Annotated in this window: 26 protein-coding genes and 1 pseudogene; 9 read left to right on the top strand and 18 right to left on the bottom strand. The window is 72.2% G+C overall.

What is annotated here, in order from left to right; all coding sequences use genetic code 11:
- The first annotated feature begins 76 nt into the window (after positions 1–76).
- Positions 77–658, top strand: a complete 582-nt coding sequence (locus tag ACIRST_RS35340; protein WP_402807697.1) for a TetR/AcrR family transcriptional regulator — start codon at positions 77–79, stop codon at positions 656–658.
- On the opposite strand, the gene ACIRST_RS35345 is transcribed toward ACIRST_RS35340, so the two are convergent.
- Positions 645–1,016, bottom strand: coding sequence for a M23 family metallopeptidase (locus ACIRST_RS35345; RefSeq protein ID WP_350524577.1), 372 nt, complete (start codon positions 1,014–1,016; stop codon positions 645–647). The two genes, ACIRST_RS35340 and ACIRST_RS35345, sit on opposite strands and share 14 nt — an antisense overlap.
- 1,051 nt (positions 1,017–2,067) lie before the next feature.
- Between ACIRST_RS35345 and rpsB the strand changes: the two genes are divergently transcribed.
- From rpsB to ACIRST_RS35370, 5 genes are all read left to right on the top strand, one after another.
- Positions 2,068–2,925, top strand: a complete 858-nt coding sequence (rpsB, locus tag ACIRST_RS35350) for a 30S ribosomal protein S2 (protein WP_350524576.1) — start codon at positions 2,068–2,070, stop codon at positions 2,923–2,925.
- Positions 2,926–3,054: 129 nt separating this feature from the next.
- Positions 3,055–3,894 (top strand): translation elongation factor Ts, encoded by an 840-nt coding sequence (tsf, locus tag ACIRST_RS35355; RefSeq protein WP_350524575.1) that lies wholly within the window; start codon positions 3,055–3,057, stop codon positions 3,892–3,894.
- A 257-nt stretch (positions 3,895–4,151) separates the two neighbouring features.
- Entirely contained in the window at positions 4,152–4,916 is a 765-nt protein-coding gene (pyrH, locus tag ACIRST_RS35360) for a UMP kinase (RefSeq protein ID WP_350524574.1), read from the top strand.
- 98 nt (positions 4,917–5,014) lie between these two features.
- Complete coding sequence (gene frr, locus ACIRST_RS35365) at positions 5,015–5,572, top strand: ribosome recycling factor (RefSeq protein ID WP_350524573.1); 558 nt, start codon at positions 5,015–5,017, stop codon at positions 5,570–5,572.
- Between the two features lie 287 nt (positions 5,573–5,859).
- Complete coding sequence (locus tag ACIRST_RS35370) at positions 5,860–7,152, top strand: phosphatidate cytidylyltransferase (protein WP_402807700.1); 1,293 nt, start codon at positions 5,860–5,862, stop codon at positions 7,150–7,152.
- 183 nt (positions 7,153–7,335) lie between these two features.
- On the opposite strand, the gene ACIRST_RS35375 is transcribed toward ACIRST_RS35370, so the two are convergent.
- The 15 genes from ACIRST_RS35375 to ACIRST_RS35445 form a co-directional block, all read right to left on the bottom strand.
- A complete protein-coding gene (locus tag ACIRST_RS35375) occupies positions 7,336–8,577 on the bottom strand; it encodes a tyrosine-type recombinase/integrase (protein WP_402807651.1) in 1,242 nt (413 codons plus the stop codon).
- Between the two features lie 3 nt (positions 8,578–8,580).
- Positions 8,581–8,811: a helix-turn-helix domain-containing protein gene (locus ACIRST_RS35380; protein WP_402807654.1), complete on the bottom strand. Its 231-nt coding sequence runs from the start codon at positions 8,809–8,811 to the stop codon at positions 8,581–8,583.
- Positions 8,812–9,058: 247 nt separating this feature from the next.
- The gene (locus ACIRST_RS35385; protein WP_402807657.1) at positions 9,059–10,396 is read right to left on the bottom strand and encodes a DUF3987 domain-containing protein; all 1,338 of its coding nucleotides are present in this window, start codon (positions 10,394–10,396) and stop codon (positions 9,059–9,061) included.
- Between the two features lie 70 nt (positions 10,397–10,466).
- Positions 10,467–11,414 (bottom strand): bifunctional DNA primase/polymerase, encoded by a 948-nt coding sequence (locus ACIRST_RS35390; protein ID WP_402807660.1) that lies wholly within the window; start codon positions 11,412–11,414, stop codon positions 10,467–10,469.
- 64 nt (positions 11,415–11,478) lie between these two features.
- On the bottom strand, positions 11,479–11,835 hold the full coding sequence (locus ACIRST_RS35395; protein WP_402807662.1) for a hypothetical protein: 357 nt from the start codon (positions 11,833–11,835) through the stop codon (positions 11,479–11,481).
- The gene (locus ACIRST_RS35400) at positions 11,832–14,108 is read right to left on the bottom strand and encodes a hypothetical protein (RefSeq protein WP_402807664.1); all 2,277 of its coding nucleotides are present in this window, start codon (positions 14,106–14,108) and stop codon (positions 11,832–11,834) included. The genes ACIRST_RS35395 and ACIRST_RS35400 overlap by 4 nt, the downstream gene beginning before the upstream one ends.
- Before the next feature lie 5 nt (positions 14,109–14,113).
- Positions 14,114–14,488 carry a hypothetical protein gene (locus ACIRST_RS35405; RefSeq protein ID WP_402807666.1) on the bottom strand — a complete coding sequence of 125 codons (375 nt, stop codon included), beginning with the start codon at positions 14,486–14,488 and terminating at the stop codon, positions 14,114–14,116.
- A 1-nt stretch (position 14,489) separates the two neighbouring features.
- Entirely contained in the window at positions 14,490–16,532 is a 2,043-nt protein-coding gene (locus ACIRST_RS35410; protein ID WP_402807668.1) for a hypothetical protein, read from the bottom strand.
- Between the two features lie 136 nt (positions 16,533–16,668).
- Positions 16,669–17,226: a hypothetical protein gene (locus ACIRST_RS35415; RefSeq protein ID WP_402807671.1), complete on the bottom strand. Its 558-nt coding sequence runs from the start codon at positions 17,224–17,226 to the stop codon at positions 16,669–16,671.
- A 48-nt stretch (positions 17,227–17,274) separates the two neighbouring features.
- The gene (locus tag ACIRST_RS35420; protein ID WP_402807673.1) at positions 17,275–17,514 is read right to left on the bottom strand and encodes a hypothetical protein; all 240 of its coding nucleotides are present in this window, start codon (positions 17,512–17,514) and stop codon (positions 17,275–17,277) included.
- A 47-nt stretch (positions 17,515–17,561) separates the two neighbouring features.
- Positions 17,562–17,936, bottom strand: coding sequence for an RRQRL motif-containing zinc-binding protein (locus tag ACIRST_RS35425; RefSeq protein WP_402807676.1), 375 nt, complete (start codon positions 17,934–17,936; stop codon positions 17,562–17,564).
- Positions 17,933–18,271: a hypothetical protein gene (locus ACIRST_RS35430; RefSeq protein ID WP_402807678.1), complete on the bottom strand. Its 339-nt coding sequence runs from the start codon at positions 18,269–18,271 to the stop codon at positions 17,933–17,935. The genes ACIRST_RS35425 and ACIRST_RS35430 overlap by 4 nt, the downstream gene beginning before the upstream one ends.
- Positions 18,272–18,286: 15 nt before the next feature.
- A complete protein-coding gene (locus ACIRST_RS35435) occupies positions 18,287–19,255 on the bottom strand; it encodes a hypothetical protein (RefSeq protein ID WP_402807679.1) in 969 nt (322 codons plus the stop codon).
- A gap of 32 nt (positions 19,256–19,287) precedes the next feature.
- Positions 19,288–19,662, bottom strand: coding sequence for a WhiB family transcriptional regulator (locus ACIRST_RS35440; RefSeq protein ID WP_402807682.1), 375 nt, complete (start codon positions 19,660–19,662; stop codon positions 19,288–19,290).
- Complete coding sequence (locus ACIRST_RS35445) at positions 19,662–19,910, bottom strand: hypothetical protein (RefSeq protein WP_402807684.1); 249 nt, start codon at positions 19,908–19,910, stop codon at positions 19,662–19,664. The genes ACIRST_RS35440 and ACIRST_RS35445 overlap by 1 nt, the downstream gene beginning before the upstream one ends.
- Before the next feature lie 486 nt (positions 19,911–20,396).
- Between ACIRST_RS35445 and ACIRST_RS35450 the strand changes: the two genes are divergently transcribed.
- The gene (locus ACIRST_RS35450; RefSeq protein ID WP_402807686.1) at positions 20,397–21,152 is read left to right on the top strand and encodes a GntR family transcriptional regulator; all 756 of its coding nucleotides are present in this window, start codon (positions 20,397–20,399) and stop codon (positions 21,150–21,152) included.
- Between the two features lie 40 nt (positions 21,153–21,192).
- Positions 21,193–21,669 (top strand): GNAT family N-acetyltransferase, encoded by a 477-nt coding sequence (locus tag ACIRST_RS35455; protein ID WP_402807688.1) that lies wholly within the window; start codon positions 21,193–21,195, stop codon positions 21,667–21,669.
- A gap of 7 nt (positions 21,670–21,676) precedes the next feature.
- On the opposite strand, the gene ACIRST_RS35460 is transcribed toward ACIRST_RS35455, so the two are convergent.
- Positions 21,677–21,985 (bottom strand): hypothetical protein, encoded by a 309-nt coding sequence (locus ACIRST_RS35460; RefSeq protein ID WP_402807691.1) that lies wholly within the window; start codon positions 21,983–21,985, stop codon positions 21,677–21,679.
- A 348-nt stretch (positions 21,986–22,333) separates the two neighbouring features.
- Between ACIRST_RS35460 and rlmN the strand changes: the two genes are divergently transcribed.
- The gene (rlmN, locus tag ACIRST_RS35465; RefSeq protein WP_350524572.1) at positions 22,334–23,434 is read left to right on the top strand and encodes a 23S rRNA (adenine(2503)-C(2))-methyltransferase RlmN; all 1,101 of its coding nucleotides are present in this window, start codon (positions 22,334–22,336) and stop codon (positions 23,432–23,434) included.
- Here rlmN and ACIRST_RS35470 read toward each other — a convergent pair.
- Positions 23,431–23,530 (bottom strand): annotated as a pseudogene (locus ACIRST_RS35470) (IS481 family transposase); the annotation flags it as partial. The gene rlmN and the pseudogene ACIRST_RS35470 overlap by 4 nt on opposite strands.

Here is a 23,530-nt window from a genome sequence, read left to right on the forward strand (position 1 = left end):
CCTCATGCGCGGCGCCTTATCGGCCGCGCGTAGGGCTCCGTACAGTGGGAGCGTGCCGAAGATCCGAGCGGCCACGGTGGCCGAGCATCGCCAGCTGCAGCGGGCAGCCCTCCTCGACGCTGCCCGCACCCTGCTCACCGAGGGCGGCAAGGAGGCCCTGACCTTCCCCGCGCTCGCCGCGCGCACCGGGCTGGCGCGCTCCTCGGTCTACGAGTACTTCCGCTCCCGGGCCGCCGTGGTCGAGGCGCTCTGCGAGGTGGACTTCCCGCTCTGGGCGGCCGAGATCGAGGCCGGGATGGAGAGCTGCGACACCGCCGCCGAGCGGATCGAGGCGTACGTCCGGGGCCAGCTGGCGCTGGCGGCCGACCCGCGTCACCGGGCGGTCGTGGCGATCTCGGCGCTGGAGCTCGACGAGGCCGCGCGCGAGCGGATCCGGGCGGCCCACGGACGGCTGGCCGGCCTGGTCGTCCGCGCGCTGGAGGATCTGGGCCACGAGCGGCCCCGGCTCGCTGCGGCGCTGCTGCAGGGGGTCGTGGAGTCGGCCGTCCGCCGAGCCGAGCAGCCGGCCACCGCGCGCACCGGTTGCCTGACCGAGAGCCCCGAGGAGATCGCGGACACCGCCGTCGCCCTCGCGCTGCACGGCCTCAGCCGGGCGTGACCGGCCGTTCGTCCTGCTGCGGCCCCGGGTGCAACGGCAGCAGCCGTGCCGCGCCCGCACCGAACAGGGCCAGCGGGTCCAGGTAGCGGCCACCGCGCAGCAGCCCCCAGTGCAGGCACGCACGCGCGGCACAGTGTCGCCCGTCCGGGGCGAGCCGACCGATCACTTCTCCGGCGGCCACCGCGGTGCCGGTCGGGAGGAGGCCGGTGACCGGCAGGTAGGTGGTCCGGAGCGGGGGAGTGCCCGAGCCCGGGTGGGTGACCGTGACCACGGGACGGCCCGCCACCAGTCCGGAGAACGTGACCACCCCGCCGGCCGCCGCCCGTACCTCCGCCCCGTTCTCGGCGGCGAGGTCCACCCCGCGGTGTCCGGCGGCCCAGGGTTTCGCGGGCGGATCGAAGCGCCCCAGGAGCGCCCCGGGCCCGCCCAGCGGCCACGCCCGCGTCCCGCGCGGACCGGAGCCGCCAGCCGAGTCACCTCCGGCGCCACCGACCGAGTCACCTCCGGAGCCACCGCCCGAGCCGCCCCCGGAGCCACCGCCCGAGAGCCCCACCGCGGGTCCCGCACCCACCGCCCCCACCACCCGCCCCGCTCCTGCCACCCGCCCCGCTCCTGCCGTCCTCACCCTCCCCACCGCCCCCGCCGTCGGCGTCCCGAGCACGCCCACCACCCCCAGCACCACCCCCACGGCGACCAGCCGCCGAACCCCGACGCACCATCTACGAGCAGTCATGCGCGAAGGCTCGCCGCCGGGCCGCCCCCGCGCCACCCGAATCCGGATTCCTGTGGACAAAACGCTCCCGCGACCGACCGACGTCCCCCAAACGGGTGTACGAACGCCGCCATCCGGTGTACAGGCGGCATATCCGCGACGGGCCGCGGGCAGGCGGTCGACCGGCGGGCACACCCGTTCCCGCGCCGCCGACTCAGCAACTGCCACCACCGCTGCCGGCACCGCCGCCGCCACCGCCGCGACCCCCGCCGCCACCGCCGCGACCCCCGCCGCCACCGCCACAGCACCGTCGTCACCGCCACCGCCGATACCGTCCGGCCCAGCCGCTCCCAGGCTCTTCCCAGGTGCTCGGCGGGCCTCCGGCCGCTCGTGAAGTCGCCCGCCGCTCGGCGCTTCCCGTACACTTCACACGCGACCCGGTCCGCCGGGTCGACTTCGCACGCCCCGCCACCGGCGGTCGGACGCGGTTCTTCCGCAGCCCCGCCAGGTGCGAGTGCCGCTCGGTCCGCCGAGCCCGATCGGTCTCCGGCCGAGCGGGTCGGAGCGGCTCGGCACGTTCGGGGCGTCAGGCGTGGCTGTCACCTGGCCGCCACGGACAAACCGAGACTGACCCGGCTGCGGGCGATCGCTGAGACCAGCTGCCGCCGCCGGGCCGTAACACCTGAGGAGCACGGCAATGGCCGTCGTCACGATGCGGGAGCTGCTGGAGAGCGGCGTCCACTTCGGTCACCAGACCCGCCGCTGGAACCCGAAGATGAAGCGCTTCATCATCACCGAGCGCAACGGCATCTACATCATCGACCTCCTGCAGTCGCTGAACTACATCGACCGCGCCTTCGAGTTCATCAAGGAGACCGTTGCCCACGGCGGCAGCGTCCTCTTCGTCGGCACGAAGAAGCAGGCCCAGGAGGCCATCGCCGAGCAGGCCACCCGCGTGGGCATGCCCTACGTGAACCAGCGCTGGCTCGGCGGCATGCTGACCAACTTCTCGACCGTCTACAAGCGCCTGCAGCGCCTGAAGGAGCTCGGCGAGCTGGACTTCTCGGACGTGGCCGGTTCCGGCCTCACCAAGAAGGAGCTCCTGGTCCTCCAGCGCGAGCACGACAAGCTGGAGAAGACCCTCGGCGGTATCCGCGACATGCAGCGCGTTCCCAGCGCCGTCTGGATCGTGGACACCAAGAAGGAGCACATCGCGGTCGGCGAGGCCCGGAAGCTCAACATCCCGGTCGTCGCCATCCTCGACACCAACTGTGACCCGGACGAGGTCGACTACAAGATCCCGGGCAACGACGACGCCATCCGCTCCGTCACCCTGCTGACCCGCGTGATCGCCGACGCCGTGGCCGAGGGCCTGAAGTCCCGCGCCGGTGTCGCCAAGGGCGACGCCAAGGCCGAGCCGGGCGCCGACCAGCCGCTGGCCGACTGGGAGAAGGACCTCATCGAGGGCGAGAAGAAGGCCGAGGAGGCCCCCGCCGCCGCCGAGGCTCCGGCCACCGAGGCCCCGGCCGCCGAGGCTCCGGCCGAGCAGGCCTGACGTACCAAGGGTGAGGGGCACCCGCCGGTACGACGCCGGCAGGTGCCCCTCTCTCCCGCGCCGGGGCCGAACCATCGGTCCCGGCGCCACTCCACGCAGACACGCGAGACGCGAGAAGAGATTCACACCATGGCGAACTTCACCGCCGCGGACGTCAAGAAGCTCCGTGAGCTCACCGGCGCCGGCATGATGGACTGCAAGAAGGCCCTGGACGAGGCCGAGGGCAACGTCGAGAAGGCCGTCGAGCTCCTTCGCATCAAGGGCCAGAAGGGCGTTGCCAAGCGCGAGGGCCGTGACGCCTCCAACGGCGCCGTCGCCGCGCTGATCGCCGAGGACAAGAAGTCCGGCGTCCTGGTCGAGCTCAACTGCGAGACCGACTTCGTCGCCAAGGGTGACAACTTCGTCAAGGTCGCCGACGCGATCGCCGCCCACGTCGCCAAGACCGCCCCGGCCGACCTGGACGCCGCCCTGGCCTCCGAGATCGAGGCCGGCAAGACCGTCCAGCAGTTCGTGGACGAGGCCAACGCGACCCTGGGCGAGAAGATCGTCTTCCGTCGCTTCGCCCAGTTCGACGGTGACGGCTTCGTCGCGGTCTACCTGCACAAGACCAGCCCCGACCTGCCGCCGGCCGTCGGCGTCCTGGTCGAGCTGGACAAGGAGAACGCCGAGGTCGCCAAGGACGTCGCGCAGCACATCGCCGCCTTCGCGCCGAAGTACCTGTCCCGCGAGGAGATCCCGGCCGAGGAGCTCGACAACGAGCGCCGCGTCGCCGAGGCCACCGCCCGCGAGGAGGGCAAGCCGGAGGCCGCCCTGCCGAAGATCGTCGAGGGTCGCGTCACCGGCTTCGTCAAGGAGAACTCCGTCCTGGAGCAGGCCTTCGCGAAGGACAACAAGAAGACCGTCGCCAAGGTCCTTGAGGAGAACGGCGTCGCCCTCAAGCGCTTCGCCCGCTTCCGCGTCGGCGCCTGAGCCACGTTCCACCGGGTTCCCGGCCCCCTTAGGCTGGGAACCGCCCCCGCCCGCTGACCAGGGCGGGACGCCGAACGGGCTCACCCAGCGCCATCCGCTTACGGGCGGGCTCGCGTCGGCACCATGAACGACGAGGAGGCCATTGCCGTGCAGGACACCGAACCGGTTCCCGCGGCAGTGGCCTCCTCGCGTGTACGCGCAGGCGGGGCATCCGCACACCCGCGCCTGTGACCAGTAGGTGCAAAAAGGAGAAGTCCATGCAGGAGACGCAGGAGACCGCGCAGGACCCCAAGGCCGGCACGAGCCGCCGGGTGCTGCTCAAGCTGTCCGGTGAGGCCTTCGCCGGTGGTGGCGGGCTCGGCGTCGACCCGGACGTCGTGCACGCGATCGCCCGGGAGATCGCCACGGTCGTCCGCGCCGGTACCGAGGTCGCGGTGGTCATCGGCGGCGGCAACTTCTTCCGGGGCGCCGAGCTGCAGGTCCGCGGCATGGACCGGGCCCGGTCCGACTACATGGGCATGCTCGGCACCGTCATGAACTGCCTGGCGCTGCAGGACTTCCTGGTCAAGGAGGGCATCGAGACCCGGGTCCAGACCGCCATCACCATGGGCCAGGTCGCCGAGCCGTACCTGCCGCTGCGCGCCGTCCGGCACCTGGAGAAGGGCCGCGTGGTGATCTTCGGCGCGGGTATGGGCATGCCCTACTTCTCCACCGACACCACGGCCGTCCAGCGCGCGCTGGAGATCCACGCCGACGTCCTGCTGATGGGCAAGAACGGCGTGGACGGCGTCTACGACTCCGACCCGCGGACCAACCCGGACGCGGTCAAGTTCGACGCGCTGGAGTACTCCGAGGTCATCGCGCGCGACCTCAAGGTCGCCGACCTCACCGCGATCACGCTGTGCAAGGACAACAACCTCCCGATGCTGGTCTTCGAACTGCTGGCGGAGGGCAATATCGCGCGCGCGGTGAAGAGTGAGAAGATCGGCACACTCATCAGCCAGGATTCTGTCCGGGCCTGAGCAGCAACCAGCCGTACGGGACGGTGCGGGAGCCGCGACCGGCCGCCGCTCCGACACCGGTCGGAACAACCGCAGATGAACCGGACAGGGAGACCACAGTGATCGAAGAGACCCTCCTCGAAGCCGAGGAGAAGATGGAGAAGGCCGTCGCCCACGCGAAGGACGACTTCGCGGCCATCCGCACCGGCCGTGCGCACCCGGCGATGTTCGCCAAGATCGTCGCCGAGTACTACGGCGCCAAGACGCCGATCAACCAGCTGGCCTCGTTCTCGGTGCCGGAGCCGCGGATGGCGGTCGTCTCGCCGTTCGACAAGACCGCGCTGAAGGCCATCGAGCAGGCGATCCGCGACTCCGACCTGGGTGTCAACCCGTCCAACGACGGTTCGATCATCCGCGTGGTGCTGCCGGAGCTCACCGAGGAGCGCCGCCGGGAGTTCATCAAGATCGCCCGCACCAAGGGCGAGGACGCCAAGGTCTCGATCCGTTCGGTGCGCCGTAAGGCCAAGGACGCCATCGACAAGCTGGTCAAGGACGGCGAGGTCGGCGAGGACGACGGCCGCCGTTCCGAGAAGGAGCTCGACGACACCACGGCCCGGTACGTGGCCCAGATCGACGAGCTGCTGAAGCACAAGGAATCCGAGCTGCTTGAGGTCTGATGAACGACGCCCCTGACGCCCCCGGCTACTGGGGCCCGTCCGACCAGCAGTTCCAGCCCTACCGCCCGGCGCCGCAGCCGCAGGCACCCCGTACCCCGGCCCACCCGGCGCCGGGGTACGGCGAGCAGCCCTCGGCGCCGGTCCGGGGACACCACCCCGACCACCCGGGCGGCCACGGCATGTCCCCGGGCGGGCCGGGTGCCGTCCCGGCGGACCAGGGCCTCCGTTCGGATCACTCGCAGCAGCCTCCGGTGTACTGGGGCGGTGACGCGGAGGAGACTCAGGTCATGCCTCCCGTACCGGCCGACCCCGGCCCGCTCCCGGGCGTGCCCGGCCTCGGCGGTCCGCTCGGCCACGGCCCGTCCGGCCACCGTCCGCCCGGTCGCGGTCCGGCCGGCCACCGTCCGCCCGGTCGCGGTCCGGCCGGCCACGGTCCGGCTGCGGGTCGGTCCGACGCCGGTGGTCCGGCCGACCCCGCCGAGGGCCCGGCCCGGGAGGCCGGCCGGCTGAGCGGCCCGCTCTTCCGGGACGAGCAGCCCGGGACCCCGCCGTCCGGCGTGACGGAGACGGTCGTGCTGCGCGCGATATCCGACGACGCCGCCCCAGCCCCCGGCCACGGCACCCCGCCGTACCCGGGGGCTCCGGTGCATCCCGCGCCGCCGCCCAGCCACCCGGCGGCCGGGCAGCCCCACTTCGTGCCGTCGTCCCACCCAGGGCAGGAGACACCCGTGGCCGCCCAGCCCGACCCGCAGCCGCAGCCGCGCAAGCAGCGCGGAGGCCGTAACCTCCAGGCCGCCATAGGCGTCGGGGTCGGCCTCGGCGCGGTGATCGTCGCCTCGCTGTTCGTGGTGAAGGCGCTGTTCCTGGTCGTCGTGATGGCCGCCGTCGCGGTCGGCGTCTGGGAGCTGACCAGCCGGCTCGCCGAGCGCAAGGAGATCAAGGCGCCGCTGATCCCGCTGGTCGCGGGCGGCATCGCCATGGTCGCCACCGGCTACTGGTCCGGGATCCAGTGGGCCGCGGCCTCGCTCGCACTGACCGGGCTGGCGGTGATGGTCTGGCGGATGGCCGAGCCGCCCGAGAACTACCTGCGGGACATAACGGCAGGGGTGTTCACCGCCTTCTACGTGCCGTTCCTGGCCACCTTCGTGGCGATGATGCTGGCGGCCGACGACGGCCCCCAGCGGATCGTGCTCTTCCTGATCGTCACGATCTGCAGCGACACCGGCGCCTACGCCGTCGGCTACAAGTTCGGCCGGACCAAGCTGGCCCCGACGATCAGCCCCGGCAAGACCCGCGAGGGCCTGGCCGGCGGCATCGGCCTGTCGATGCTGGCCGGCGCGCTGCTGATGCAGCTGATCATCGACGGCGGCAGCTGGTGGCAGGGCCTGATCCTGGGCGGCTGCGCGGCGGTCACCGCGACCCTGGGAGACCTGGGCGAGTCGATGATCAAGCGCGACCTCGGGATCAAGGACATGGGCACGCTGCTGCCCGGCCACGGCGGCATCATGGACCGGCTGGACTCGCTCCTGCCGACCGCGCCGGTGGTCTGGCTGCTCCTGGCGGCCTTCGTCGGCACCTGATCCGCGCAGTGCCCGCGAGGGCCCCGGACGCCCGGCGTCCGGGGCCCTCGCGCGTCTGCGACACTGGAACAACCATGCCTAAGCCCGGAGAACAGTGACGGGCTAAACGACAAAAGGCCCCCTACCAGCGGGTTTCCCGCCGATAGGGGGCCTTTGCGTTTGCCCTGGGCCGTCCCTGGGCCGTCAGGCCGCCGGTTCGCCCGGCAGGAACAGTCGGTCGACGGCCTTTCGGGCCCGGTCCTGGCTGTTCGGCATGAGGTGGGCGTACACCCGGAGCGTCAGGGCCGGGTCCGCGTGGCCGAGGTAGTCGCTCACGGCCCGGATGCTCTCCCCGGCGTCCAGCAGCACCGAGGCGTAGAAGTGCCGCAAGGCGTGCATCCCGTGCTCCCGTGCGGAGGCGTAGGCCTCGCCTGGGCGCGGGGTCGGGATGAGGCCGGCCGCAGCAATCGCGGGCTTCCACTCCTGGAGGTTGAAGTTGCTCCGCCAGACCAGCCCGTCGGCGGTGTTGGTGAACAGCAGCCGATAGGTCCTCTTCGGCCCGTCGGGGGTCTTCCACGGGAGCGTGACCGGTACGGGCTTGTACGCGTCCATGTGGGCGCGGATGGCAGCGGCGACCGAGCTGGGGAGCGGGACGTCGCGCTCCTTGCTGCACTTCGGGGGAGCGAACACCGCCTTCCCCCGGATCTGCTTCACCTGCCGGAGGACCCGCACGGTGCCCGTCTCGAAGTCGAGCGCGTCGTCCTCCGCGAGTCCGACGATCTCACCCTGGCGAAGCCCACATCCCGCGCCGAGGTCCGCCATTGCCTGGTAGCGCTCCGGCAGGGCCCCGCGAACCGCGAAGACCTGCTCAGGAAGCCAAGGCACGATGCGTCGGGCCTCGACGGCTGGCGGGCGGACCGACGCGGCACCGCACGGGTTGCGGTTCAGAAGACCGTCGTCCACGGCGGCCGAGAGCACCGCCCGCACATCCGAGTAGATGTTCCGGGCGTAGCTGCCCGAGATCGGGCTCTGCTCCAGCTCCTTGACCAGCTCCTGGATGTGGGACGGCCGGAACGAATCGAGCGGGCGCCGGCCGATCCGGGGGAACGCGTGCAGCCGCAAGCGCGTCTCCACCAGAACCTGGCTCGCCGGGTCGGTGGTCTGCGCCGCCAACCACCTCGCCGCGAACTGCTGGAACGTCGTCCGGGACGCCTTCGGGTCGACGTACTGGCCGCGGGACATGTCAGCCTCGGTGTCGATCAGCCAGATCTCGGCCAGGCGCTTCTGGCGGTCGGGGAAGCTCTTGCTCTTCTCGTTGCCATCGGGGCCGACGTAGCGGGCCCGGTAGCGCATCCCCTTGCCGTAGCGGTCGGTGCGGACTCGCCGCGGCTTGTCGTCGGGGCCGATCTCGGTCTTGTACCAGCGGTCCTGGATGTGTCCAGCCATGGGTCAGGCCGCCTCTCGGCTCTGGTCCGCCACCCACTGGGCGACGGCGTCGGGGTGGTAGCGGAGGTGCCGACCGACCCGGAATCCGGGCGGGCCGGTGCGCTTGCGGCGCCACTGGTAGACGGTCTCCAGCGGGACCTTGAACAGCTCGGCGACGTCCTCGGGTTCGAGGTAGCTGATCGGCAGGGGGCGGACGATCGAATCGGTGCCCGTGCTACGGCCCTTCAAGGGCATGGCGAAGCCTCCGACGGTGGGGGTGGAAAGGGTGGAAAGGGGTGCTAAGCCCGGTGACCTGGGCTTTTATGGCAAGAGGTGGGGGTGGAAAGGGGGGTGGAAAGGGGGTGGAAAGGGTCGGGCATCCGACCCCGGCGGGAGGGGCGGGGGGCTTTCCACCCCCCTTTCCACCCCCTTTCCACCCTCTCCGTGCTTCGTGTCTTCGCAGGTGGGAGGGCTTAGCACCCCTTTCCACCCTTTCCACCCCTCAGGTGGTGGGCGGGGCGTAGAGCAGGACGGTCGCGTGGCGGCCGGCGCCGGGCACCTGGGCACTGCCGTAGCCCTCGATCTGGAGCAGGGCGGCGACCAGGCGGTCCCGCTCGTCCTTGCTGGACTTCTTGAAGAGCCGGTAGACCTCATCGCCGGTCAGACCGCGGGCCCCGGCGGCGCGGACGGCGGCGGCGAGCTTGTCGAGCTTGCGGTCTCCGGTGGTGTGTTCGTCCATGCCGAGGACGTGGGCGGCGGAGGCCCGGGAGTAGTTCACGAGGGCATGGGCAGCCCGCAGGTGCTCCTCCTCGATCTGCCGTCGGCGGTCGAGCAGGGCGTAGACCATGGCCAGGCGCAGGGTGTAGGGGGCGGCGCGGGCGGTGAACTCGGCGAGGGGGCCGTCTCCGTCCTCGTCCCCGCACAGGGCCGGGTAGATGTCGTCTCGCCAGAGCTTGCGGGCGGGTTCGGCGAGGGTGACCTCTCCGGCCTGGCTGGCGTCGGCGAGGGCGGCGCGCCAGGTGGCGGCGAGGCTTTCCACCAGCCCGGGGTCGGCGCCGCGGGATTCGGCGAGGATCAGGTTGCGGTGGACGAAGATCGGCAGGTAGCGGTTGTAGGTGCCGCCGGCCATCTCGGAGTCCTGCATCTTGGCGCGCAGTTCGCGGGGGCTGATGTGGCCGATGATCGCGATGTGCGGGGCGGTGGCTTTGAGGGCTTCGCGGTTCATGACGCCGAGGTCTTCGCCGTTCCAGGCCTGGCGCAGGACGCCGCCGAGGGAGGATCCCTCGCGGCGGGCGCGGGCCATGGTGATGCCGTACTCGGACTCCACGATCAAGCGGCGCTTGTCGATGTGGCCGGGGTCGTCCTTCTTGGTCGGGTCGCCGTCGCGCACGGCCTCGATCAGGCCTTCGCCGGAGGACAGACCGGACAGGCAGTTGTCCTTGGCGAAGCCGGGGGCGGCGGCGGACAGGACCAGGCGGGCGGTGTTGGTGGCGGCGCCCTTGCGGCCGGCGGCGGTCGCGCCGATCGTCAGGCCCCAGATCAGGGCGGGGTGGCGGTCGTTGCCGATGCGCAGGTGCGGGCAGGAGTCGGCCTTGCCCGCGGCGCTGGGGCCGAGCAGCGCTCCGGCGCCGGAGAGCAGGTTAACCAGCACGCCGACCGGGTCGGCCTCCGTGGTCGGGTCCAGTTCCCGAACGGTGTGACCGGCCAGGCCCTGGAACACGGCCGGGTCGGGGACCGGGCCGGGGCGGGTGGGACGCTCCAGGCCGTCCACGTCGTCGTAGAAGGGGTTCTTCGCCTTCGTCTGTCGGGGTTTGGCGGGCATGAGGTCGGGGGCGTTCACTCGGCCTCCTGCCTGTTCCGGTCCCCGCCGGAGAAGCGCTTTTCCTGACGGGGTGAGGGGCGACGGTTGCTCATGCGGCCCGGCCCACCGATCCGGCGCCGCGGGCCAGGCCCTTGGCGATGGTGCGGCGGCACTCCGCCTCACCCAGCCCGGCCTTGCTCCCGGCGGCGAGCAGGGCGTCCGTGGCGTCGTGCTCGGGCAGGGTTCCGGCGGCGACCAGACGGCCGAGCGCGGCGCTGCTGGCGAACAGGGTGTGGTTCCTAACGCCCTCTCCGGCCCCGGCGACCTTGTCGCTCTCGCCGCGTACGGCGGCCTGCACGTAGGCCTGAAGGCGCCCGATCCGGGCTCGCACCGCAGCCGTGTCCAGTGCGGCGACCGGCGGCGCCTTGGGAGTGAGGAGGGTGGCGAGCCAGGCGGGCAGGGGCATCGGCTGGACGTCGAGGGCGAGCGTGTAGGGGCGTTTGGCGACGGTGCTGCCGGCGGCGACGACGTAGCCGCCGTGGGCGCGGGTGTCGACCTTCCAGCCGAGCCCCTGCCCCTTCTCGCCGGTCGTGTTGCGCAGGACGGTCCCGGGCGGCGCGGTGAAGTAGATGTGGGTGCCGCCGCGGCCAGTGCGCACGGTGAACGTGTCGTAGTGGCCGTAGGCGTCGTGCTTCTCGCACAGGGCGGCGAAGGTGTCGTGCCCGTCGGTGATGCCCTGTCCGGCCCACCGTGGGGGCGGGGTGTCGCCGGGGTGCTTGGGGGTGTCGAGGTCGACCACGACCAGGCTGGACGGGCCGCAGGCCACGCCGACGTTGTAGGGGCCGTGGGTCCAGGCCCGGCGGATCGCGTCCGGGTCGGTGGTGGCTCGGCGCTCCCACCCGAGGTGCCCGGCGGTGCAGGGGCCGGTGCGCGGGCAGCGCTCCTCGCTGTGCAGGGCGGGGTGCTTGGCGTTCGGGGCGAGCGGGAAGACGTGCCAGCCGCGGTCGGCGGCGGCCAGGGCGGCGGTGAGCGGGTCCGGGGACGGCCGATCGGTCATACGGGGTCCTCTCGGGTACGGCCGACCCGGGGCCCGAGAAGACGGGCCCCGGGCCCGCGAAGGGTCAGAGGTCGAAGAGGCTGTCCGGCTCGACGGCCGGGGCGGCGGCGTGCTGGGCCTTGGCGGTGGTGCGGCGGGTGGCGTCGTGACAGGCCGGGCACCACGCCGCCAGCGCCGCCTTGGGCAGGGCAGCGGCCTGGTGTGCGGGCAGCAGCAGGCCGTCCGGGTCAGCGGGGGCGGCGAGCAGACGGACGGGGCCGGTGCCGTGACGGAGGTAGGAACCGTGGACGGCGGGGCAGCGACCGCCGTCCTTGTCGTGCTTCTTGCCGCAGGTGCCTCGGCACTGGCAGCGCCCCGCGGCCGCCGCCATGACGCCCTGCCACAGGTCGGCACCGACCAGGGGCGGCACGCGCCCGCTCACGCGGCACCCTGCTTGTCGGTCGGAAGGGGGAGGCCGTACTCGCCGGCGTTCGCCGAGCGGCGCACGAGCGTGCCCTTCTTGGCGAGCCGGGAGCAGGTGTTTTCGACGGTCTTGCGCGCGACGCCGGTCATGTCGGTGATCTGGTCGAGGTGCAGGTAGCCCACTTCGAGACCCATGGGGTCGCGGCGCTCGTCCAGCACGGTGAGGATCTTCTCCTCGGCGGTGGGCTCCTTGACCAGGACCGGCGCGGCGGAGGCGGGCATCCACCCCGCCCCGCCGCCCGCGGCCTCCTCAGCGGCGGGCCCGACCGGAGTCGCGGCGATGGCGTCGCGGTCGGCCCAGCCGGGGAAGTCCGCCGGGTAGGCAACCCTGGCGGGGTTCCAGTGGCCGGCGGCGGATTCGAGGAGCCAGGCGCGCATCATCTCGGCTCGCTCGTCGGGCCCGACGACGTAGCCGACGCCGAAGGTGCGGCGCGGGTCGTCCTCCGGCACCGACGGGTCGTAGATCAGGTTCTCCTCGTCGCCCTTCCAGTAGGCGGGGATCTGGGAGGGGTCGATGCCGTCGAACGCGCGGGGCAGGTCGACACGGCCGGCCTGCGCGCTGTCGGAGCGCAGGAGGATCAGGGCGCCGCCGTAGAAGACGTTGTCCCTGATGGCGGCGCTGGCGCCCATCTGGTCGAGGTTCAAGATCTGCCCACACAGGACCAGCGGCATGCCCATGGAGCGGCCCAGCGAGGCGAGCGCCAGGACGATGAACGCGGCCTCCGCGCGGTGCGGGCTCTTGTCGCCGAGGGCCTGGGACATCTCGTCCAGGATCGTGACGACGTACGGGCGTTCGGGCGTGGGCTGGAAGTTCTTGGCCCGCAGGTCCCGGGACTCCTCGATCCGGTGGCACAGGATGGCGTAGGCCACCCGTAGGGCGCCGATCGCCCCGTCCAGGCCGCAGCCGGGGTAGGCGGCCATGTCCTCCACGTCCGGGTTGGAGCTGCCTTTGGGGTCGGCGTAGATGATCGCGGCCCCGTTGACGTGGTAGCTCAGGGCGAGGAGCTGGATGACGCCGCCCTTGCCGGCGCCGGTGACCCCGGTGAGCAGGACGTGGCGGGCGCCGCCTTCGGGGTCGTAGAGCTGGACCCGGGCGGGCTTGCCGCTCACACCGGTGCCGAGCTGCACGAACCCGTTCTTGTTGGCGAGCAGGGTCTCCGGGCCGGGCAGCGAGCGGCCGTCCTCCAGCGGGGAGCGGTCCATCATGCGGAAGACCGCCTTGCGGGGGTTGCCGGTGCGCTCGACCGAGACCAGCAGCGGCGTGGTGCGCAGGGCCCCGGCGATCGTGTACAGGTCGGGGATGGTGAGGGCGTCGGTGTCCTCGTCCGCCATGACCCACGCCGCGACACCGCCGGTGGCAGGGTCCTCGGTGATGTCTTCGAGGTGGGTGCCGGGCATGCAGCCGCCCTTGCGGGCCACGCGCTGGAGCCACAGGGCCTCCAGCGCGCTGTACTGGGGGCCGTCCTGTTCGGTGGGGGCGACCAGGCGCACGTGGATGCGCTTGGAGCTGTCGTGGTGGCCTTCGGTGATGGTGATCCAGGCGGCGGGGACGCGGTAGACGCCGGAGACGGTAGCCGAGGTGACGGTGACCGGGCGGCCGGGGGCGGCCTCGATGATGCCCTCCCACTCCTCGGGTCCGTGGCCGGTGAGCGTGAGGTGCTGGCCGGGGCAGGCGCCGTACTCGCCGGAGATGTGCGCGAACCAGAGCTGGAGCACCTTGGCGACCGCGGGCGGCAGCGTGGGTTCGGCCGGGGCCGCCGGGGCGGCGGGAGCCTTGGTCTTGGGCTTGCTGGAGCCGAGGACGCGGCGCAGGGAGAACGCGACCAGGCCGGTGGTGGCCCACCAGGCGGTGGAGACCAGCCCGGCGAGGGAGGGCATGGTCATCCATCCGGCGAGCAGGGCGTCGATGCCGGGCAGGCCCTGCACGGTGGCCGTGGCCGCGGCGGTCGCCGTGGCGACGGCGGACAGGGCGAACGGGCGGCGGTGGGCGCGCAGGACGTCGCCGCCGGGGACATCGTCCAGCAGCCGGTCCGACAGGAGACCGGCGGCGTTCGCCCCGGCGACCAGCACGGGTGCGGCGAGGAAGGTAGCGACGGTGCCGGCGGCCTGGCTGTCGAGGAACGGCGTCACCCCGGCGGCCAGCAGCGGGGCGGCGACCTGCGCGACGGCGAACCGCTTCTCAACAGCGGGGTTGGGGGCCTCGGCGGCGTGGGCGGTGTGAGGGATGGTCATCTCGGCTACTCCTGGGTGTACCACGTGCGGTCGGCCATGGGGACGCGGGAGGAGTCGACGGCCTGCTGGATGCCGTCGTGGTCGGTGTGGGCCTGCTGCTCGGCGGCCGCGGCCGTGCGGCCGGCCTCCTCGGCCGAGGAGGCGTAGGTGATCGCGGCGTTGGACAGGCCCTGCATGATCCGGGCGACCTCGTGGGTCTCGGCGACCGTGGCGGCGTCGACCTTGAGGGCGGCGATCTGCTCGGCGATCCGGCCGGTCTCCTTGGCGGCGTTGTCCTGGACGGTGGCCAGGGCCCGGAAGGCGGCGGTGTCCCGCCTCAGTTCGCGGGACAGCTCCCGGACCTGGCGCTTCAGCTCGCGGTAGGTGAGATCGGTTGCCATGTCAGCCTCCCTGCTGGTCGCGGTAGAACTGCCGCTCGGCGGGCGTGGTGAGCGGGCTGTCGACCACGGCCCGGAAGATCGGGCCGTGGCGGGTCTCGGCGTTGGCGGCCAGCACCGTGACGGCCTCCGCGCCACGTGCCGCGTACCACTCGGCGCTCTCAGCCCGGCCCTTCAGCTCCCTGGCGCTTTCGGCGAGCCGACGCAGCTTGTTGACGAGCGCGACGCCGCCCTTGACGTTCTTGGCGTCCTCGGCGAGCTGCTGGGCGCGGGCGGCGTGCAGTTCGGCGTGCTCACGGGCGGTCTTGCTGTCCTCGGCGATCCGCGTCAGCACGTCCCGCCTCTCGGTCAGGCGGGTCTCGAACTGGCGCAGTGTGCGCACCTCACCGCGGCTCATGGTGCGCGGGTTCCCGTCGTCGACTGCGCTGATCGGCGTGAACGTGACGGCGTCCTTGCCGACCGCGATGTCCCGCGGCGGGGTACCGGAGGGCTTCTCGTGCGGGGGCAGCCCCGGCGGGACGTTCGGCTCGTACGGTGCCGGCGGCGTCTTCAGCCGGCGCGGTGCGGGCACCGGGCCCGGGGCGACCGCGGCGGCGTCGGCGGGCGGCGCCTTGGCAAGGTCGGCGGTCGAACCGTGAACCGGCTCCATCCCGGGGGCCTCCGGCTTACGGGGCCCCGGGGTCTTCGGTTCGGGCATGGGCTTCTTCCTCTCGGGCTCGGGCGCGGGCACGTCGTCCGTGCCGGGCGGCGTCTTGGCGGGCGCCACCGGCCGGACGGGGTCCTGCCCGGCGGCCTCAGGTGCCGCGGGCTGCGGGGCCGGGGTCTTCTCGGGGGCCGGGGGCTTGGCGTCCTTGCCCGGTCCGCGGGGCGTGGCGGGCTGGGCGGGCTTCGTCTCCGGCTTCGCGCCGCCGGCCTGGTCCGCGAAGACCTTCGCGCCACCGAACTTGGTGTCCAGCCCCTTGTCACCCGTGCCCTTGACGGGCGCGTCCGGCGCCGGGGCGGACGGCTTCGGCCCGGACTCGCCGGACTTCCCGCCACCTTCAGTGCCCGGCTCAGCAGCGGGGGCGTCCTTGGGCCGCTTCAGCTTCCCGGCGCCGCCGTCGACGGGCTTCGGGGAACTGAGGTCCTTCGGGGTCTTCCCGTCCTTGCCGGTGCCGCCGGCCGCGGGCGGGGGCTTCGGGCCGCTGGTGTCGGCGGCCTTGGCCGGGGTGGCGCCCTTGGGAATGTCGGTCTTCGTGGAGCGGGTGTCGCGGTGATTCTTGTCGTCGCCGCTGGTCTTGGCCGAGGTGTCGGCCTTGGCGGCCTTGATGTCGGAACGGGTGTCGGCCGTCTTGTTGTCGGCGGCGGACTTGGTGTCGCGGCCAGTCTTCGACGCGGCCGAGGTGTCGGCCTTCGAGGCCTTGGTGTCGGCAGTCTTGGCGTCGGTGTCGGCCTTGGTGCGGTGGTCGCGGTTGGCGTGGTTCTTCGCGTCGTTGGTGTCGGCCTTCTTGTGGTCGCGCTGGTCGCGGCCCTGGTGCTGGTGCTGGTGGGTCTTGTTGTTCAAGTCGGCGGTCTTGGCGTCGCGCTGCGAGCGGTGCTGTCCGCTGTGCTCGTTCTTGGCGAGCCGATCGGACTTGTTGGTGTTGGTGGTGGTCGCCGAACTCCCGGAGACCCGGGTCTCCTTGACGTCGTGCTGGCGCTTGATGCTGGTCGTGGTGCCGGTGCGGCGCCACCGCTCGGCCAGCGCCCGCACCAGTGCCGAGAGCGCGCCCTCGCGGCCGCCGTCGACACCGGGCCCGGCCGTCCCGTCCTTGCCACCGGCCGCGGTCCTGCCGGTCGGGTCGGCGGGGGTATCGGGGGTCTGGGCGAGGGCGGTGGTGGTGCCGAGCGGCTCGGCGGGGCGGGCCGGACGCACGGGGGCGAGGATCTGCCGCAGCGTGCTCGGCGGGGCGGTGGCAGCGGTGCCCGGCCCCGCCGCGTCCCCCTCCGGAGAAGCCGGGGCGGGGTCCACGACGGGCGGCGCGGGCGGGTGCGGCGGGGGGAGCGGGATGCCGGATTCGGCGGGCATGGCCATCGCGATTCCTCACTCTCTGCAATCTCCCACCCACCCCCCACCCGAGAGGAAAACGCTCCCCCCACGCCTCTGAGCGGGCGGGAAGAGCGCTTCTCCGGATGGGGGGTGGGTGGGGGGAGATCACACACGGTTACGGACGGGAGAACTTCCGCTTCATCCAGCCGGCCGCCACCGCGGTCCCGGCGACGCCGAGGACGACCAGGCCGACGGTCGGCGTCGAGTCGCCGCCGGCCCCGTCGGCGACCGTGCGGGAGGTGTTGACCATCCCGGGCGCGTCCACGGCGGGGAAGACCTTGCCGCAGTCCGCGACCGCGTTGTAGGTGTTGCCGGCCTTGGCGACGCACGCCTGCACCGCCTCCCGGCGGGCCTTCTGCGCGGGGGTCTCCTGCTCGCTGGTCTTCGCGAGGTCGGCGGCCTGCTTCTGCTTCTCCAGCTCCACCTTGGAGGCGTCCAGGGCGATCTGGGCCTTGCGGACATCGGCGTCGGCCTGGGCCGAGGCGTAGTTCGAGTAGGCCACCATCCCGGCGGCGGCCAGCACGACCGCCCCGGCGCCGATACCGGCCAGGACGCGGGGGGACAGCCGGGCGTTCGGGGCGTAGGCGCCGTGCAGCGGCGGCGTCTGCTTCCAGGACGGGACGCTGCTGATGTCGTAGGCGGGGTCGTTGTAGACCGAGTCACGGTCGGCCATGACGTGCTCTCCTTCGTGAACCAAGCAGGGAAACACGGAAGTTGGGAGTCAGAGCCGGTACGGCTCCAGCGAGAAGAACAGGACCGAGGCGCCACCCAACTGGGGCTCGCGCTGCTCCAGCCACTCCCGGATGCCGACGTAGGCGTCCGCGCGGGGGCTCCCCGACGGGAAGGTCGAGGTGCCCGAGCGGGTGGCGACGGCGTAGCCGGTCGCGGTGGGGAACTGGAGGGTGATAAGCCAGGTGTGGGTGGGTTCGGCGCTGTGGGCGGCGGTTTCGGGCAGGGGCATGACAGTGCTCTCCTGAGACGGGTTGAAGGGGTGGAACCGGGGTGGGTTCAGGCCGCGAGGGCGGCGGGACCGGCGCAGGTCAGGCAGGTGCCGAGGTGCGCGGGGAGGACGTAGCCGGCGTCGTGCCCGCAGGCGGGGCAGGTGCGGCGCGCCCGGTTGGCCTTGGCGAGGGCGGCGGTCTTGGCGGGGGTCATTGGCCGCACCGGCTTGGCCAGGGCGAGGCGGTAGAGGTAGGCGGGGCGGGTGCCGCCGTAGCGGGAGCGCCGCATGATCTGTCCGGCGACGTCCTGGCCGCCGGGTCGCAGGCCCTTGGCGCGGAGCTGTCGGCGGGTGAAGTAGCCCGCCGGGGCCATGCGCCACGGGTAGGTGGGGGTGCCGCCGTGGCGGGTGCCGTCGGGGTCCCAGTGGCGGGGGCGGCTCACCGCTCGTCGTCCGCGTCGTGCGGGTAGAAGCCGTACAGCTCGACCGGGACGCCGCAGTGGGTGCCGGTGGCGATCAGCCACGCGGTCGTGCCGTGGTGCTTCTGCTCGATGGCGGCCGGGTCGAGGCCGAGGGCGGCCCGCCACTGCTCGAACTGGTCGAGGCCGTAGTGCAGGGCGGCGTACAGCCCCCACGTCCACTCGTAGGTGCCCGGCACCGCCGTCAGCTTCACGTGGACGTCCGGGGCGGGCAGGTTCGGGTGAGCGGTGAGGAGGGCGAGCAGGGCGCCGGCCGCGTTGACCTGGGCGCCGGCCATGGTGGTGGTGTTGGTGCTCATCGGTTCTCCCGGTTCTCAGGCAGCGGCCGGCGCGTCATCGGCGCCGTACTGCTCGTTGAGCCGCTTGTAGACGACGTTGACGTAGGAGGCGGCGCGGGTGGAGCGCTGGGCGGCCTGGCGCTGTGAGACGCCGTCGCGCCAGCACTGCTCGATCACGCGGGCGGCCTCGGCCTCGTCCAGCCGGGCGGGGGCCGACGCGGTGTTCACCTCGTTGGCGGAGGTGTTCACCTCGGGCTCCGGGGTGTTCACCGGGTCCGGACCGTCCGGGTACACCGGGCCGTCGATCACGTCGTCGGCGGCCTCCGGGGCCGGTTCGGGAGCGTCGGTCGGAGCGGGGTGAACGGGGGTGAGCGCCGGGTGAACGGGCTCGGTGTTCATCGCCTCGGCCGGACCCGCCGCGAGTGCCTCCCGGGGCTCCGTTCCGGGGTCGGGCGGCAGGGTGGTGGTGGGCTGCGGGGCGGGGGTGAACGGTGTCTGCGGGAGGGTGAACACCCTGCTGTTAACCACCTGCCGGGCGGCCTGCGGGATGGTCGCCGGGCGGGTGCGGAGCGGCGGTTGGGGCCGCTTTGCGAGGCTGGCGAGGGAGCGGCGGTAGGCCGGTCCGGCCTCGGCGACGAGCAGCAGCAGAAGCGGCGGGATCAGGTGGATCACGACGCCGACCAGGTCTTTTGCCAGGGCGGCGGCCCCGATGTTGAGCCAGACCGTGGCCAGCCCGGTGACCCACCGGAAGAGGGCCGGCCAGCGTCCGGCGCTCACCCCGAAGCGGGCCAGGGTGCTGTCCGCCTGGAGGCTCAGGATGAAGCACCCGTCGCCGGCGACCGCCATGACGGGGCCGGTGCCGTAGCCGGGTGAATGGGCGTCGATGAACGGGGCGGCGGTGGACATGCTCACCGCGACCACCGCCCCCGTGAGCACCCATGTGCCGGTGCTGATCACGAGCGAGGTGCGGCGGATCTGGGCCGGGGTGGGCACCTCGGTGAGCACCGGGTGAACACCCCCGCCGGGGCGGTGACCGTTCACCCGGCACCCCCGGCGTTCACCCGGGCCCGGTCGCGGGCCGCCCGCCGCAGCAGGCTGCCCCGCTCGCGCTCGTTCAGGCCGCCGAAGATGCCGTACGGCTCCCGGCACTCCAGCGCGTCGGCCAGGCACATCGACTTCACCGGGCATCCGGCGCACATCATCTTGGCGCGGCGCTCGGCCCACTCGGCGGCCTCGGCCCCCATCTCGTCGGGGTCCGGGAAGAACAGGTTCGTGTCGCTGCCCTTGCAGGCGGCGCCGCGCAGGTCGCTGTCCGGGTTCGGCCGGTACTCGGCGAGCACGGCGGCCGCCGAGCGGGCGCTCTGGTGCGGGTTGCGGATGGCGGTCATGAACCGCCGGCCCTTGAGGGTCATCAGGCCGCCACCTTCCAGGCCTGCACCCGGCGGCGCTCGGCCGTGCGCATCAGGGCGGACGCGAACCGGGCCGCCGGCGCGGGCAGGTCCCGCAGGACCTCTCGCGCAACGTCGAGCCGGGCCAGCCGGTCTTCGGCGCTCTCGTCCTCGACGCCGGTGAACAGCTCGGCGTCGATGCCGTAGCCGAAGGCGAGTTCCGCGAACTCCAGGGGCGTCAAGGCCTCCTGGTCTCCGACGTACAGTTTCATGGGGTCACCTCGTCAGATGGTGGGTGAGCCCGCAGGGCCGCCGCGCGAACCTTGGCCGGGAGCGCGGCGGCCCGACGCATGCGGGCACAGCTACTCGTCACATCGAGCAGCCATGACCCCCGACCCGACCGACGAGCGGACGGATCGGGGACCAAAGACACTCGAAACGCAGCGGACGTCACCCGGTCCGCGCGGGGACGGGGACGAACCCCGTCGTGAAAGCACTCTGTTGAGTTCTCAAGGGACAAGCACTGCCTTCGGGGGGCTGTCACCCCACCCCTCCAGGCGCGTTTGTGCAGGTCAGAGCAGCCCAAAGAAGGGCCAAGGGCTTCATTGTCTGCATTGTCTGAACAATGCTGCCCTCGGAGAAGACTGTGGCATCGGCCATGACGCCCCGTCAAGCGCATCGTTCGCATTGACTGGACAATGGCTCTGAGTGGGCGGTTTCATGGACCCATGGCAACCACGCGAGCTGGGCGACCCCCGATGTATCAGCAGATCGCAGGCGTGCTCCGGCAGCGGATCGCGAGCGGCGACCTTGTCGCGGGGGATCGCCTTCCAACCGAGGCCGAACTGAGTGCGGAGTACGGGGTAGGTCGAGGGACCGCGCGGGAGGCTCTCGGAACGTTGGTCAACGAAGGGCTGATCGTCTCGGCCCGCCCCCGCGGCTACTTCGTTCGCGAGCGCCGGCCGATGGTCTTCCGGCCGCAGAGCGAGTTCCGGGCCCGGCCGTACTCGGAGGAGATGGATGCCTTCGTCACCGAGCACTCAGCGGACGGGCGGGAGGCCAGCCAGAACATCGACGTGAGCATCGTGGAACCGCCGGTCAGCGTCGCCAAGCGCCTGAACCTGGAGCCCGGGCAGCTCGCGGCCGTGCGACAGCGGGTGCGATGGCTGGACGGGGAGCCGTTCAACCTGAACGACTCGTACTTCCCGCTGAGCATCGTGCAGGACTCCGAGATCATGCGCCCCGCGGACATCGTGCGCGGCGCCAACAAGGTGCTCGCCGAGTTGGGCTACCTCCAGGTCCGCGCGATCGATGAGCTGTACGTGAGGATGCCGACCCCGGAGGAGGTCAAGCGCCTTGAGCTGGGCGCCGGGACGCCGGTGGGGGAGCACATCCGCACCGGGTACACGGCCGAGGGCTTGCCTGTCCGGGTGGCCATCTCGATCCTGCCGGGGGACCGGCACGTGATCACCTACGAGCAGGAACGAGAGCAGCAGGATGCCGACGCGAACTGACCTGGAGATTCACCCCGCCCGGCGGGATCAGCTCGGAGACGTGGAGGCGCTGCTGATCGAGGCGAGCGAATGGCTTGCCTCACGAGGGAGCGACCAGTGGCAGTTCCCGCCTCGGCGGGACCGGCTCCTCAGTGCGATGGACCGCGGGGAGTGCTTCCTGGCGTACTGCGACGGCGAGCCCATAGCGACCCTGACCGTGGACGGGATGGCTGACCCGGAGTTCTGGGAGCCTGGGGACCGGCCTGACGAGGCTCTGTACGTTCACCGCATGGCGGTGGCCCGCAAGGCATCGGGCCGGGACGCGGGCGGGGCGCTGCTGAGCTGGGCCGTCGACCGCGCGGCGGCGGCGGGAAAGCGGTTCCTCCGGCTCGACGCCTGGAAGACGAACCCGGGCCTTCACCGCTACTACTTGAGCCAGGGCTTCTCCCTGGTCAGGGTCGTAGACCTGCCCCACCGGTCGTCGGGCGCCCTCTTCGAGCGGGCGGTTCGCGGCCGCCCCGACGGGTCGGGCCTTTGAGGTAGGGCTACCTCTCGGCGAGTGCCAGGACCTTCTGATTCTCAGCCACGTCCGCCGGCGTGAAGCACGAGGGGTTGTTCACAGTGATGTGGGCTGCGGTGACCAGGTCGGGACCAGCTTTGGACTGTAGGGCTAGCTGCGTCGAGACGTTGCCAGTGCGGAATTGCTGGACAAGCGCTGCCTTGATTTGGTCGGCAAGTGCTGCACGTTCCTTGGTCACCTGCGCGCAGCTCCCAGTAGTTCCGGCCGTGTCGGCGGTGCCGTCCGAGGCCGTCATTCGTCCGATGACGAAGCCGGCCGCCAGTGCAAGAGCCACAGCTCCGGTGCCGCAGAGAACCGCCGTACGCCGGGGAACAAGGTTGTGTCTCCGTGGAAGCGGCGGAGGATAGTAGATCTGCTGGGTGAATCCGGGGTTGGTTGAGTCAGCCATCTACTTGGGTCCCCAGTCGGATTAACGGATTGCGCTCGCGCGACCTCAGTGTGTCGGACTCGCGGGCAGCGTGGCAGGCGAACGCTGAGATCTTTGATGCCGCGAGGTGCGGCCCTCGGGCCGTCTGTGGGCCGTCCGGAGGCGGCCAACGATGACAGGTGATGGCCGAGGCTGAGGCGCGCACCCCTTGCGGGGCGGGGGCACGGGTTCCGCGTCTGCGACACTGGAACAACCATGCCTAAGCCCGGAGAACTCACCTTTGTCGCGCCGCGCGGCGCCAAGCCCCCGCGACACCTCGCCGACCTGAGCCCCGCCGAGCGCAAGGAGGCCGTCGCCGAGCTGGGCGAGCAGCCGTTCCGCGCGAAGCAGCTGTCCAACCACTACTTCGGCCGGATGTCGAACGACCCGGCGGGCTGGACGGACATCCCCGCCGCCAGCCGGGAGAAGCTCACCGGGAGCCTGCTGCCCGAGCTGATGTCGGTGGTGCGGCACGTCTCGTGCGACGACGACGCGACCCGCAAGACGCTGTGGAAGCTGTTCGACGGCACGCTGGTGGAGTCCGTGCTGATGCGCTACCCGGACCGGGTCACCATGTGCATCAGCTCCCAGGCCGGCTGCGGAATGAACTGCCCGTTCTGCGCCACCGGCCAGGCCGGGCTGACCCGCAACCTCTCCACCGCCGAGATCGTCGAGCAGATCGCCGCCGGGATGCGCTCGCTGAAGACCGGCGAGATCCCGGGCGGCGAGGCGCGGCTGTCCAACGTCGTCTTCATGGGTATGGGCGAGCCGCTGGCCAACTACAACCGGGTGCTGGCCGCGATCCGCCGGCTGACCGACCCGGCGCCGGACGGCTTCGGCCTGTCCCAGCGCGGCATCACCGTCTCCACCGTCGGGCTCGTCCCGGCGATGCACCGCTTCGCCGACGAGGGCCTCAGCTGCCGCCTGGCGCTGTCGCTGCACGCCCCGGACGACGAGCTGCGCGACGAGCTGGTGCCGGTGAACACCCGGTGGAAGGTCGCCGAGGTGCTGGACGCGGCCTGGAACTACGCGGAGAAGTCCGGCCGCCGGATCTCCATCGAGTACGCGCTGATCAAGGACATCAACGACCAGGCCTGGCGGGCCGACCTGCTCGGCCGGCTGATCAAGAACCACCGGGTGCACGTCAACCTGATCCCGCTGAACCCGACCCCGGGCTCCAAGTGGACCGCCTCCCGGCCCGAGGACGAGCGCGAGTTCGTCCGGCGGCTGCAGTCGCACGGCGTGCCGACGACCGTCCGCGACACCCGCGGCCAGGAGATCGACGGCGCCTGCGGCCAGCTCGCCGCGGCCGGCTAGTTGTTCTGGCCCGTGAGGTTGGGAACGCGGCTGGCGGGTGGTTTGCCTGCGAGTGCGGTGTGTCCGCGGTGGTGATTGTAGGTGTGGAGCCAGTCG

It is taken from the genome of Kitasatospora sp. NPDC101447 (assembly GCF_044767225.1).
GTDB lineage: Bacteria > Actinomycetota > Actinomycetes > Streptomycetales > Streptomycetaceae > Kitasatospora.